The sequence below is a fragment of the Aliivibrio sp. A6 genome, assembly GCF_028765505.1.
Classification (GTDB): domain Bacteria; phylum Pseudomonadota; class Gammaproteobacteria; order Enterobacterales; family Vibrionaceae; genus Aliivibrio; species Aliivibrio finisterrensis_A.
In genome coordinates this window covers 15,342-28,158 of the sequence record NZ_JARACR010000025.1, presented here as the reverse complement: position 1 = coordinate 28,158, position 12,817 = coordinate 15,342, and the positions used below count along the sequence as shown (strand labels likewise).

9 protein-coding genes and 1 riboswitch are annotated in these 12,817 nt (G+C 41.1%); of the genes, 2 read left to right on the top strand and 7 right to left on the bottom strand.

Annotation, left to right across the window (positions count from 1 at the left end; genetic code table 11):
• The first annotated feature begins 66 nt into the window (after positions 1–66).
• Entirely contained in the window at positions 67–2,646 is a 2,580-nt protein-coding gene (locus PVK70_RS14250; RefSeq protein ID WP_130048654.1) for a TRAP transporter permease, read from the top strand.
• 53 nt (positions 2,647–2,699) lie between these two features.
• Entirely contained in the window at positions 2,700–3,137 is a 438-nt protein-coding gene (locus tag PVK70_RS14245; protein ID WP_130045899.1) for a universal stress protein, read from the top strand.
• Positions 3,138–3,191: 54 nt separating this feature from the next.
• On the opposite strand, the gene rluA is transcribed toward PVK70_RS14245, so the two are convergent.
• The 7 genes from rluA to mpl form a co-directional block, all read right to left on the bottom strand.
• Positions 3,192–3,929, bottom strand: a complete 738-nt coding sequence (gene rluA, locus PVK70_RS14240) for a bifunctional tRNA pseudouridine(32) synthase/23S rRNA pseudouridine(746) synthase RluA (RefSeq protein WP_130048673.1) — start codon at positions 3,927–3,929, stop codon at positions 3,192–3,194.
• A gap of 62 nt (positions 3,930–3,991) precedes the next feature.
• Positions 3,992–6,901 carry an RNA polymerase-associated protein RapA gene (gene rapA / locus PVK70_RS14235; protein WP_130048653.1) on the bottom strand — a complete coding sequence of 970 codons (2,910 nt, stop codon included), beginning with the start codon at positions 6,899–6,901 and terminating at the stop codon, positions 3,992–3,994.
• A 183-nt stretch (positions 6,902–7,084) separates the two neighbouring features.
• The gene (gene thiQ, locus PVK70_RS14230) at positions 7,085–7,789 is read right to left on the bottom strand and encodes a thiamine ABC transporter ATP-binding protein (protein ID WP_130048652.1); all 705 of its coding nucleotides are present in this window, start codon (positions 7,787–7,789) and stop codon (positions 7,085–7,087) included.
• A complete protein-coding gene (thiP, locus tag PVK70_RS14225) occupies positions 7,789–9,426 on the bottom strand; it encodes a thiamine/thiamine pyrophosphate ABC transporter permease ThiP (RefSeq protein ID WP_422836544.1) in 1,638 nt (545 codons plus the stop codon). Before thiP ends, thiQ begins: the two co-directional genes overlap by 1 nt.
• A 19-nt stretch (positions 9,427–9,445) precedes the next feature.
• Positions 9,446–10,468 (bottom strand): thiamine ABC transporter substrate binding subunit, encoded by a 1,023-nt coding sequence (gene thiB, locus PVK70_RS14220; protein ID WP_130048651.1) that lies wholly within the window; start codon positions 10,466–10,468, stop codon positions 9,446–9,448.
• Positions 10,469–10,520: 52 nt separating this feature from the next.
• Positions 10,521–10,660: riboswitch (TPP riboswitch) on the bottom strand.
• A 59-nt stretch (positions 10,661–10,719) separates the two neighbouring features.
• Entirely contained in the window at positions 10,720–11,340 is a 621-nt protein-coding gene (locus PVK70_RS14215) for a flavin prenyltransferase UbiX (protein WP_130045895.1), read from the bottom strand.
• Positions 11,337–12,692: a UDP-N-acetylmuramate:L-alanyl-gamma-D-glutamyl-meso-diaminopimelate ligase gene (gene mpl, locus PVK70_RS14210; protein ID WP_130048650.1), complete on the bottom strand. Its 1,356-nt coding sequence runs from the start codon at positions 12,690–12,692 to the stop codon at positions 11,337–11,339. Before mpl ends, PVK70_RS14215 begins: the two co-directional genes overlap by 4 nt.
• Between the last annotated feature and the right edge of the window lie 125 nt (positions 12,693–12,817).

The window sequence follows — 12,817 nt, the reverse complement described above, 5'->3', positions numbered from 1 at the left end:
CTTATATTCAGTAATCTAATGCTTAATAATTGAGTGTTAAATTCGAGCATCACTAAGGAAAAGTACATGACGCAGTCGTTAAATACGTCACAAGATGTGCAAGAAATGGTGGCCCAATCGGACACTGGTGCACGTTCACCACAAGGATTATCTGGCCGTATTTTATGGTTTGTTCCATTATGTTGGTCTCTGTTCCAACTTTGGTATGCTTCCCCTTTACCGTTCATTTTTGATTTCGGCATACTCAATGATACAGAGGCTCGCTCAATACATTTGGCTTTCGCCATCTTTTTAGCTTTTACCGCTTATCCTGCTCTTAAAAACTCACCAAGAGATCGTATTCCTGCGATAGATTGGGCTCTTGCCTTTGCTGGCAGTTTCTCAGCTGCTTATATTTATATCTTCTATACTCAATTAGCTGAGCGTTCTGGCGCACCAACGACCCCCGATATTATTGCCTCTGTTGTTGGTATGATATTGTTGCTTGAAGCAACTCGACGTGCTTTAGGCCCCCCACTAATGGTGGTCGCAGCCGTATTCTTACTTTACACCTTTGCCGGTCCTCATATGCCAGATGTAATTGCACATAAAGGGGCAAGTTTAAACAAAGCAATGTCACATCTATGGTTAACAACTGAAGGTGTTTTTGGCGTTGCACTAGGTGTATCAACCTCTTTTGTTTTCTTATTTGTTTTATTTGGTGCCATGCTAGAAAAAGCAGGTGCTGGTGCTTACTTTATTAAAGTCGCTTTCTCTCTACTTGGTCATATGAAAGGCGGCCCTGCAAAAGCGGCGGTCGTGGCTTCAGGCTTATCAGGTTTAGTTTCTGGTTCATCAATTGCTAACGTAGTAACCACTGGTACGTTTACCATTCCATTAATGAAACGTGTGGGTTTTCCTGGAACAAAAGCGGGCGCAGTTGAAGTTGCAGCCTCCACTAATGGTCAACTTACTCCACCTATCATGGGAGCGGCGGCGTTCTTAATGGTGGAATACGTCGGTATCTCTTATGTAGAAGTGATTAAAGCCGCATTACTCCCAGCTTTAATTTCTTATATTGCGCTACTTTACATCGTTCATCTTGAAGCTTGTAAAGCTGGTATGACTGGCCTTCCGCGTCGCCATACGCCAACCTTAGTCCATAGCCTCCTTTCCTTTACTGGTACTATTCTAGGGCTTTGTGTCATTAGTGCAGCGGTTTACTATGGTATTGGTTGGACAAAAGATGTCTTCGGTGATGCTGCAACACCGATCGTAACAATCGCATTACTGCTCTCTTATGTGGGCTTGGTTAGCATATCTGCAAAATACCAAGAGCACGCAATGATGGCGATTGATGAAGAGTTAACTGAAGTTCCGGACCCTGGTCCTACGATCAAATCAGGCCTACATTTCTTACTGCCTATCGTCGTATTAGTATGGTGTTTAACAGTAGAGCGCTTCTCTCCAGGATTATCTGCATTCTGGGCTTCCGTATTTATGATCTTTATCCTACTGACTCAACGCCCTTTAATTGCTTTCTTTTCAAAGCAAGGCAATCTCGTTGAACAAGTGAAACAGGGATTTGATGATTTACTAGAAAGCTTAGTCTCTGGTGCTCGAAATATGATTGGTATCGGTGTAGCTACTGCTGCTGCAGGTACGGTTGTAGGTGTTGTAACCTTAACGGGTATTGGCCTAGTCATGACTGACTTTGTTGAGTTTATCTCTGGTGGTAGCATCATTCTTATGCTGTTATTTACCGCAGTGATCAGCTTAATTTTAGGTATGGGATTACCAACGACGGCAAACTATATTGTTGTATCAACGTTAATGGCACCAGTTATTGTGACTCTAGGCGCTGCACACGGTCTGATTATTCCATTAATCGCAGTTCACTTATTTGTGTTCTACTTTGGTATTCTTGCAGATGATACACCACCAGTCGGTCTTGCGGCTTTTGCTGCCGCTGCTATTGCAAAATCTGACCCTATCCGCACCGGTATCCAAGGATTCACTTACGATATTCGTACCGCAATTTTACCTTTCATGTTTGTTTTCAATACTCAGCTTTTATTGATGGGCATTGATTCTTGGTGGCATTTAGCACTTACGATTATATCTTCAGTTATTGCAATGTTGACCTTCTCAGCAGCAACGCAAGGTTGGTGGTTCACCAAAACGAAATGGTGGGAAGTAGTCTTACTTTTACTAATCACATTCTCACTGTTCCGTCCTGGCTATTGGTGGGATCAAATCTATCCAGCCAAAGATTATCATCAAGGTATTGAGATCGCTCAAATAGCAGAAGAGCTAAATGTGGGACAATCACTGACATTAGAAGTAACAGGACAAAACCTCGAAGGTGATGTCATCAGCAAAACAGTTCGCTTACCTTTTGATGATCGAGCGGTTACTGGTGATGATCGCGTTAGCTCTATGGGTCTAATGTTATCTGAAGTGGATAATAAAATGATTGTAGATATGGTTGAATTTGGCAGTCCAGCCGAAGCTTCTGGAATTGATTTTGACTGGGAAATAAAGAATGTAGTGCTTGATGCTGACCGTCCTCTAAAAGAGTGGGTATTTGTACCAACATTACTTCTGCTGTTTGCACTAGGCTTTAATCAGCGTCGCCGAGCAAAAAAGGAAAACTTAGCGGCATAAATTAATGAATGGAATCTAGGGGAGTCACTCTCCCCTTATTAGGTAATAAAATCATGTATAAGCAAATATTGGTTCCAGTAGATTTAAATGAAAAAGGCTTTGCTGATAAAGCGGTTGAGTTAGCTGTTTGGCATGCAAAACAATCTAATGCTGAGCTGCATTTATTAAATGTATTACCGGGCATTCATATGTCGATGGTCTCGACCTACTTCCCTAAAGATGCCGCGAAAAAAATGAAAGAAGATGTCTCAGCTCAATTAAACGAATTTGCAGCAAAATTTGTTGATGAAGAAGTGGTATATAAAGTTCACGTATCTGAAGGAAAACCTTATGTCACAATCTTAGATTATGCTGAACGTTTAGGCGCTGACTTAATCGTTATGCCAAGCCATAAGCGCTCAAAAATCGATAAAGTGATGTTAGGTTCAGTCGCAAGTAAGGTCGTTGATAACTCAACAATTAATGTGATGGTTGTAAAGCCTCAAGGCTAAACATTCTGAGGAAATTCAGTTCGAGACGCAAAATCTCGAACTGAATATATCTAATTAAGATGATTTCAGTGTTTTATAATCTGGTAATTTTCTTGTTGGATCATAAATAGAAAACATCATTTCTTGTGCTTCGGGATGAAAATCACAAGGGACAAAAATAGAACGAACCCAATCCGATTTGGGATGGTAAAAGCTCAATTCAGCCGCGTGCAGCTCCAAACGAGAAGAGAAATTTTTCGCTTCCTCATTCGCATAAAATTCATCCCCTACTATTGGATGCCCAATAGACAACATGTGTACTCGTAATTGATGCGAACGTCCAGTGATTGGTAGCAACCGAACAATCGTCGTTTTCTCTTCACGCCTCACCACTTGATAGCGAGTTTGAGAAGGCTTGCCATGCTCAAAACAGACTTTCTGTTTCGGTCTTTTTTCCCAATCACAAATTAAAGGTAGGTCAATTTCACCTTCATCTTGCTCAATATGCCCCCATACTCGCGCATAATAAATTTTGTGCGTTAGGCGGTATTGAAACTGTTTTTTTAAATGACGTTCGCTGTATTTATTCATTGCAAACAACATTAACCCTGACGTAGACATATCTAAACGATGTACAACTTGAATATCAGGGAATTCAACCTTTAAACGGCTCCACATACTATCGTAGTGCTCAGGAGCTCGGCCAGGTACAGATAATAAACCAGATGGCTTGTTTACCACTAAAATAGATTCATCTTGATAAACAATATCTATCCATGGATCTTGTGGTGGTAAATATTCTAGCATTGCCATGTTTATACTCACTCTAGGCATGCTCTCTGAAACATACCATTCTTCAGAGAGCATTACGTTACTTAATTATGGCTCACTACAATTAGACGTAATGAATCTAATTGAACTTGTGCTTTACCAATATAACCAGATAATTCGCTGATTTGAGTTTCAATTTGAGTTAACTCTTCATCACGAATATTTGGGTTTACTGCTTTTAATGCTTGTAAGCGTTCTAGCTCTGCATTTAAGGCATTTTTCATCTCAGTATTCGCATCAACACGAACCGCTTCAATACGATCTTCAATACTTACTTCAGCCTTATCAATTAACGCATGAATCTCTTTTTGTACCGAATTTACAAGCTTACTTGCCATATGGCGGTTTACAGGGCTTAACTGACGGTTAAAGCTTTCAAACTCAACTTGAGCAGATAAGTCATTCCCTTTACCATCCATCATTAGGCGGATCGGTGTTTTCGGTAAGAAGCGACCAATGCCGCTTTGCTTAGGCGCTTGTGCATCCACCACATAAACGAGCTCAAGCAATAATGTTCCTGCAGGTAGCGCTTTATTTTTCAATAAAGAAACCGCTGTAGCCCCTACACCTTCAGTTAATACTAGATCAATACCACCTTGGATCATTGGGTGCTCCCAGCTGATCAAGTTCATGTCTTCACGAGACAATGCTGTTTCACGATCAAAGGTAATAGTACAACCTTCATAAGGTAAACCTGGGTAGCTAGATACCAACATGTTTTCTGCTGGTGTTACTACAATTGCATTTTCACCTTTATCGTCTTGATTTAAACCAATGGTATCAAACAGATTTAAAGCAAAGTTAACCAGATTAGTATCACCATCGGTCGCTGCAATTTTCTCTGCAATCTCTTTTGCTTTATCGCCACCATTAGAATGCACTTCTAATAAACGGTCACGACCTTGCTCTAACTGGGCTTTTAGCTCTTTGTTTAATGCTGCTGACTCTTCAATCAATGGCTCCAAACCATCTGATTTACCTGTCGCTAGAATTGAGATAATTGCATCTGAGAATTTATCATACACCGCACGTCCCGTTGGGCAGGTTTCACCAAAGGCATTCAAACCTTCATCAAACCAACGTGCTAGTAACTCTTGAGATGTACCTTGTAGGTACGGAACATGAATATCGATATCACGTTTTTGACCAATACGATCCAAACGGCCAATACGTTGCTCAAGAAGATCTGGGTTAAACGGCAAATCAAACATGACAAGTTGATTAGCAAACTGGAAGTTACGACCTTCAGAGCCAATTTCAGAACAGATCAGAACCTGTGCGCCGCCTTCTTCTTGTGCGAAATAAGCGGCTGCTTTATCACGCTCAATGATAGACATGCCTTCATGGAAAACCGTACCACGAATACCTTCACGCTCACGCAGTGCTTGCTCTAATTGCAATGCAGTGGAAGCACGAGATGCAATAATTAGCACCTTCTCATTACGGTTTTCTTTTAGTAATTCAAGTAACCAGTTAACACGTGGATCAAACTGCCACCACGTCGCACTATCACCTTCGAACTCTTGGAAGATCTCTTCTGGATAAAGCATCTTCATCGCACGCGCTTCATCCGTCATGCGACCACCCATCATCGTTGCCACACGCATAGACGTTGCATACTGAGAAGGTAAAGGCATTGGCATTAAATTAAGATTACGCTGTGGGAAACCTTTAATCGCAGCACGAGTATTACGGAATAGCACTCGACCCGTACCATGGCGATCCATTAGATTATCAACTAACTCTTGACGAGCTTGCGCTTGCTCTTCTTCAGAAGTTGAGGACTCAATAATTCTAAACAGAGGTTCCGCATCTTGCTCAGAAAGCAGATCTGCAATGCGATTTTTAGATTCGTTAGATAGCGTATCACCACTCATTAATGCGGTAACCGCATCAGCAACAGGTTGATATTGGCGCTCTTCTTCAACAAACGCATCGTAATCATAGAAACGATCAGGGTCTAACAAACGTAAGCGAGCAAAATGACTTTCATGGCCTAATTGCTCTGGTGTTGCAGTTAGCAGTAAAACACCTGCAGTCTCTTCTGCAATTGCTTCAATTACTTGGTATTCACGACTTGGTTTAGTTTGGTTCCACTCAAGGTGATGCGCTTCATCGACCACAAGTAAATCCCAATCCGCTTCAACAACTTGTTCGAAACGACGCTTACTTTTACGAATAAAATCTAATGAACACAATACAAACTGCGCAGTATCAAATGGGTTTTCAGAATCGGCATAAGCTTCAACGCAACGTTCTTCATCAAAGATAGAAAAATGCAGGTTAAAACGACGCATCATTTCAACTAACCACTGATGCTGTAGTGTTTCAGGAACCACGATTAACACACGCTCAGCACGGCCAGACAGCACTTGCTGGTGAATAATCATACCCGCTTCAATCGTTTTACCTAGACCAACTTCATCCGCAAGTAAAACGCGTGGCGCATAACGACGGCCCACTTCATGTGCGATAAATAACTGATGAGGGATCAAACCTGCACGCATACCACACAAACCACGCATTGGGTTTTTATGTTGTTCATATTGATTTTGAAGTGCACGGAAGCGCAGCGCAAAACGATCCATACGATCGATTTGACCTGCAAATAATTTATCTTGAGGCTTATTAAAACGGATCTGATGGCTTAGTAATGTTTCACGAAGAACAACATTCGCTTCATCAGTATCGACACGAGTTCCGATATAAGTAAGTAGACCGCCATCTTCGATAACGTCTTCGACTTCAAGTGACCAGCCCTCATGGCTTTCAATTGTATCTCCCTTATTGAACATCACTCGGGTAACGGGTGCATCGTGTCTTGCGTATAAACGATTTTCTTCTGATGCGGCAAAAAGTATCGATACGGTTCTATCGTCAACCGCAACTACGGTTCCTAAACCCAAATCACTTTCTGTATCACTGATCCAACGTTGGCCCAAAGCAAATGACATAGTGGTAACACACCTCAAAATTAATTTATTTTATATAGAGTGAGAATTTTAGAACCAAGAATAACAGCCTAAAATGGCGAGGTTCAAAAGGGCGCTAATGTTACTGTATGACAGCACATAGGTCACGCCCATTTATCATAAAAATGAGTGTAGTAGATTATACTCAATTTGAGATGAAAAAGTTTATTTAACGGCCTTTAAATAACGAACTAATTCTGATGGATGCTCTTGTATGGCAAGTACCGACACTTCACCAAAACTCAATACTTTGTGCTGACATACAAAAGCATAATGAGAAGCTAATGCCTTTGCATCTTGTAAGCTATGCGTCACCATTAAAACGGTTAATTGTTGCTCTTCAATCAAGCGTTGAATTAACCCGATCATTTCTTCTCTTAGCATAGGATCAAGCGCTGAAAAGGGTTCATCTAATAATAAAACAGGTTTCTTTTGCACTAAACAACGAGCTAAAGCCACTCGCTGCTTTTGCCCGCCCGATAACTGCTCAGGCAAACGATGCAATAACTCATCAACACCAACTTGTTGAGCAGCCTGAGTAACACTTCTTTTCTCTGTTTCATTTAAACGTAAATTAGGCTTAATACCCAAGCCAATATTGTCGAAAACAGAAAGGTGGGCAAATAAATTGTGCTCTTGAAATAGCATCGATAACGGACGCTGATGGGGCGCTTGTGATAATAGTGATAGATTATTAATTGTGATATCACCCGATTCAGGGCTAATAAACCCAGCCAACAAGCTCAGTAATGTACTTTTCCCCGCACCACTCGGCCCAAGAATGGCCACCACATTCCCTTTATTCACCTTTAAGTCAAACTCAAATAATTCTGAATGATAACGGTATTTCACCTCTGAAAAGCTCAGCATTACAACTCACCTTTATGATTATTTTTAGAGGAGAATAACCACTCTACGACACTAAATACACCAACACTTAATAACAATAAGCTTAAGGATACCACTGCGGCAGCTTCCATTTGATAGCTTCCTAATAATTGAAACAGATACAAAGGCAAGGTTCTAAACTCTTGGCTGCCAAACAAAGCAATCGCACTTAAATCACCAATCGACATAATAAAGGCAATGGCAAACGCATGAGCCATGGGTTTTCGTAATGCTCGCCATTCAATCAATCGAAAACGAGTAAAACCATAAAGCCCTAAACTTGCCGATAATAATTGATACTGTTGCGCTATATGCAATAAGGGCTGAGCGAGTGTTTTTATCACATACGGCAGAGCCATAAGTGCATTTACGACAACAACTATCCAGATAGCAATTGAAAATACGTCAGTCATGTTTCTCAATAACAAAAATAACCCGGTACTAATAACCAAACCTGGAGTGACTAAGATCATCGTTCCTATCAGATCTAATTTATCTGCCCATAAACGTTTCTGTTTTAATCTCAATGCTCGAGTGGTGTGCAATAACATCACACCAAATAGCATAGCTAATACCGCAGCCCCTAAAGCGACTATCAATGAATTAGCCAACGCTAACCAAAACGCCTGCGAGCCAAGCACTCTGATTAATTCTGAATTTAAGCCACTGAGTACGACCATCAGTAATGGGGGTAATAGAAAAAGTATTAATAATAAAATCCACCCTCTATCCCACCGCTTCTCTTGTGCTGAGTCTTGATACAATACAGCTTGAGAAATCGATGCCGAGTCAACCGCAACTGATTTAGAAAAACGTTGAATAAACAAGGAAAGTACGCCACATAGCAACATCTGCCATAAAGCTAAAATAGCCCCCGACTGCAAATCAAAATCAAATTTAATCGCTTGATAGATAGCCAGTTCAATGGTGGTTGATTTTGGCCCTCCTCCTAATGCCATCACAGTAGCAAAGCTGGTGAAACAAAGCATAAAGACTAAACCTGCAACATGAGGCAATTGTTGCTTTACTCTCGGCCACGCCAATAAGCGATATTTACTCCAACCGGTTAACCCTAAATGCGCCGCTAATTGATGTTGCTCAGCAGAGATTGAATCTAAACTTTGTAAAAATAAACGAGTCGCAAAAGGATAATTGAAAAAAACATGTGCGAGTAAAATGCCATTAAGGCCATAGATAGAAAATGGTAAGGAGTAACCAAGCCACTGAAATAAATCGGAGATTAAACCGCTATTGCCATAAATAGAGAGTAAGCCAAAAACACCCACTAATGCAGGAAGCACAAGCGTAGTTGCACAAAGCTTAAGTAAAAGGCTTCGTCCTTTAAACTGACGGCGTGATAACGCATATGCAGTAGGAATAGCCAAACTAATACTTAATAAAGCAGAGAGAAATGCTTGGTATAAGCTGAACTGAGTAATGTAGCGATAATAAGGATCAGACCAAATTAAGCTCAAATCCAAACTTGGCGATTCTAAAAATAGAGCGCTTATCGCCCCACCAACAAAGCCAATAATGACAATTGCGATTACATATCCCAATAGAGGAACAGAATTATAAGAAGATTTTTTTTTCATCATTGCCAAAAGAAAGGAGCACATCTGTACTCCTTATATCAAATTAAAATGTTAGAGCGTGTTGCCACTCTCGGATCCATGATTTACGTTGTTGCGAGATCTCTTGAGAATTAAATGATAAGGCTTTACTAGGCACGGTCAGACTATCGAAACCTTGAGGTAATGCAACATCAGTCACAGGATACATCCAGTTTCCAGTTGGCATTGCTGATTGGAATTTATCACTTAAAATAAACGCTAAGAACTCATCCGCCAGTGCATTATTTTTAGTATTTTTCACTTTAGCCGCTACTTCAACTTGAGTGTAGTGCCCTTCTGAAAAATCAGCCGCTGTAAATTTGTCATCTTTTTCTGCAATCAAGTGATACGCTGGAGATGTGGTATAAGAGAGTACTAAATCAGACTCCCCCTCTAAGAACATGCTGTAAGCTTCAGACCACCCTTTTGTAACAGTAACGGTTTTTTTCGCTAGCTGCTTCCACGCTTGTGGTGCTTCATCTCCATAAACCGATTTCATCCAAAGTAATAAACCTTGGCCCGGTGTTGATGTTCTAGGATCTTGATAAATCACTTTTAGATCATCACGCTGCTCGACTAGCTCTTTTAAGCTTTTAGGCGGATTTGCTACTTTTTCTTTATTATAAACAAACGCAAAGTAACCAAAATCATAAGGAACGAACGTAGTGTCATTCCAACCTCCCGGTAAAGTCACTGAATCTGTATTTACTTGATGCTGAGCTAATAACCCTGTTGCTTTCGCTTCTGCCATTAAGTTGTTATCTAACCCTAAGACGATATCTGCTTTGGCATTTTTCCCTTCTAATCGAAGACGATTTAAAATAGACACCCCGTCATCAAGTGCAACCAAGTTTAAATCACAGCCACATTGCGCTTCAAAAGCCGCTTCAACCGTTGGGCCCGGGCCCCAATCAGCCGCAAAAGAGTCATAGGTATAAACCGTTAATGTTTTGGTTTCTGCTGCTGAAACAGCAAAAGAAGTTGCCGTAGCCATCGCTAAGACACTTGGTAATAATTTAAGAGGAGAGGAAATAGAAAGAGTGTTCATTGTGTGCGCTTACATCCTTTTGAGCGGCACAGAATTAAGGTGATATTCTCTAAGAGGATGTCATCTCAATCCCTACGCCAGCATTATCTGAGTCAGGTAGTACGGGTTTAAGTAAGCATTATCCAACCCTTACTAATCTCAGCGAATACCAACTTAAATAAGCCGATATCTATTGCTCCCCGATGAGAAGCGATATTGTATGTGTGAATCAAGCAATGAGCCAGAGGTTTTCTCTAAGCATATTGATTATATCAACGGTGATCGTATCCCCAACGTGGAACTAACCCTTGTTCAACCCCAAGGTGGTCCAAAATTCGCGCCACCATAAAATCAACTAAGTCTTCTATTGATTGAGGTTGATGATAAAAACCTGGGGCTGCCGGCATGATCGTCGCACCCATTTGAGATAGCTTTAACATATTCTCTAGGTGTAATGTAGAAAATGGCGTTTCGCGAACAACTAAAATTAACTGCCCTCGCTCTTTTAACACCACATCCGCAGCACGCTCTATTAAGTTATCTGAAATACCATGAGCAATTGATGCCACACTCCCTGCCGAGCATGGACACACTATCATTTGTTTTGGTGCGGCAGAACCAGAAGCCACTGGTGAGAACCAATCCTCTTTGCCACAAACGGTTAAGTTATCTGCATTACAACCTAAGTGTTCAACTAACGCTGCTTTCATTGCATCAGGGCCGCTTGGGAGCTTCAAACTATGTTCTGTCGCCATCACAACACGAGCCGCTGACGATATTAAAAAATAAACGTGATAATCTGCCGCTAATAAACATTCAAGCAAGCGTAGACCATAGGGCGCACCAGATGCGCCTGTCATTGCTAAAGTAATCGCTCTCTTTTCAGATTTCATTGTTGGTTTAACTTCTCAAGTAATTTTCCGTGAATGCCTTCAAAACCACCGTTACTCATTACCAATATTTGATCGCCCGGCTGTGCTTCGGCCACAATCATATCAACAAAAGTATCGATGTTATTATGGGTATAAGCAGGTTGAGCGCATTGTTGTGCAACCTCATCAACAGACCAAGAAATATTGTCTGGTTGGAAAAGATAAACCGCATCAGCCGCATGTAAAGAGGCCGCTAATGTATCTTTGTGTACACCGAGTTTCATGGTACTTGAACGTGGCTCTAATACCGCGATAATCTTCTTATCACCCACTTTATTACGTAGGCCACCTAGCGTTAGATCAATCGCTGTTGGGTGATGAGCAAAATCATCATAAACCGTCACCCCATTAACCTCACCTTTAAACTCTAGACGACGTTTAGTATTAATAAACTTACCTAACGCTTCACAGGCTAAATCAGGAGTAACACCAACATGGCGAGCAGAAGCGACAACCATCAATGCATTACTCACATTATGATCACCGACTAAATCCCAATTAACTTGTCCAACTTTCTCGCCTTCAAAATAAACGTCAAATACACTGCCATCTTTTTCTAGCTTTATTGCCTTCCACTGACCATCTTCGCCTGTAAATTCAAGCTCACTCCAGCATCCCAGCTCTAATACTTGCTCAAGTGGTTTATCTTGTTTTGGTGCAAAAATACGGCCTGTACTTGGAACCGTTCGAATTAAGTGATGAAATTGGCGCTGAATAGCAGCAAGATCATCAAAGATATCCGCATGATCAAACTCTAGATTATTCAATACAAGCGTACGTGGACGGTAATGCACAAACTTAGAACGCTTATCAAAAAAAGCACTGTCATATTCATCTGCTTCGACCACAAAAAACATGCTTTCGCCTAATCGAGCCGACTCTCCGAAGTTACCAAGCACGCCACCGACTAAAAAGCCTGGTTTATAACCACACTCTTCAAGCACCCATGTCAACATACTCGCCGTTGTTGTTTTACCATGAGTACCAGCAACCGCCATCACCCAGCGATCTTGCAACAAAAACTCTTGTAACCATTGTGGACCAGAGGTGTATTTCAGGTTCTTATCTAAGACATACTCAACACATGGATTTCCACGGCTCATTGCATTACCAATTACCACTAGGTCTGGCGCGGGGTCTAACTGACTCGGATCAAATCCTTGGATAATCTCAATGCCTTGAGATTCTAATAACGTGCTCATTGGAGGATAAACGTTAGCATCGCACCCAGTGACTTTATGCCCAAGCTGACGGGCTAATGTTGCAGCGCCTCCCATGAAGGTGCCACAGATACCAAGGATATGAATATGCATAATTACAACCGTCTTATTTATTAAATTAGTAAGCAACCTCAATTCAAAGTTACTTCAATACTCTTAAAAAGTTCTATGCTATAGAATGAATTACAGCAAACAGTAACACAACCACTGTAAAAATA

Excerpts from the sequence above, each read along its gene's own strand:
- mpl (WP_130048650.1), bottom strand. The coding sequence starts at position 12,692 with ATGCATATTCATATCCTTGGTATCTGTGGCACCTTCATGGGAGGCGCT.
- PVK70_RS14250 (WP_130048654.1), top strand. The coding sequence starts at position 67 with ATGACGCAGTCGTTAAATACGTCACAAGATGTGCAAGAAATGGTGGCC.
- rluA (WP_130048673.1), bottom strand. The coding sequence starts at position 3,929 with ATGGCAATGCTAGAATATTTACCACCACAAGATCCATGGATAGATATT.
- thiP (WP_422836544.1), bottom strand. The coding sequence starts at position 9,426 with ATGTGCTCCTTTCTTTTGGCAATGATGAAAAAAAAATCTTCTTATAAT.
- PVK70_RS14215 (WP_130045895.1), bottom strand. The coding sequence starts at position 11,340 with ATGAAATCTGAAAAGAGAGCGATTACTTTAGCAATGACAGGCGCATCT.
- rapA (WP_130048653.1), bottom strand. The coding sequence starts at position 6,901 with ATGTCATTTGCTTTGGGCCAACGTTGGATCAGTGATACAGAAAGTGAT.
- thiQ (WP_130048652.1), bottom strand. The coding sequence starts at position 7,789 with ATGCTGAGCTTTTCAGAGGTGAAATACCGTTATCATTCAGAATTATTT.
- thiB (WP_130048651.1), bottom strand. The coding sequence starts at position 10,468 with ATGAACACTCTTTCTATTTCCTCTCCTCTTAAATTATTACCAAGTGTC.
- PVK70_RS14245 (WP_130045899.1), top strand. The coding sequence starts at position 2,700 with ATGTATAAGCAAATATTGGTTCCAGTAGATTTAAATGAAAAAGGCTTT.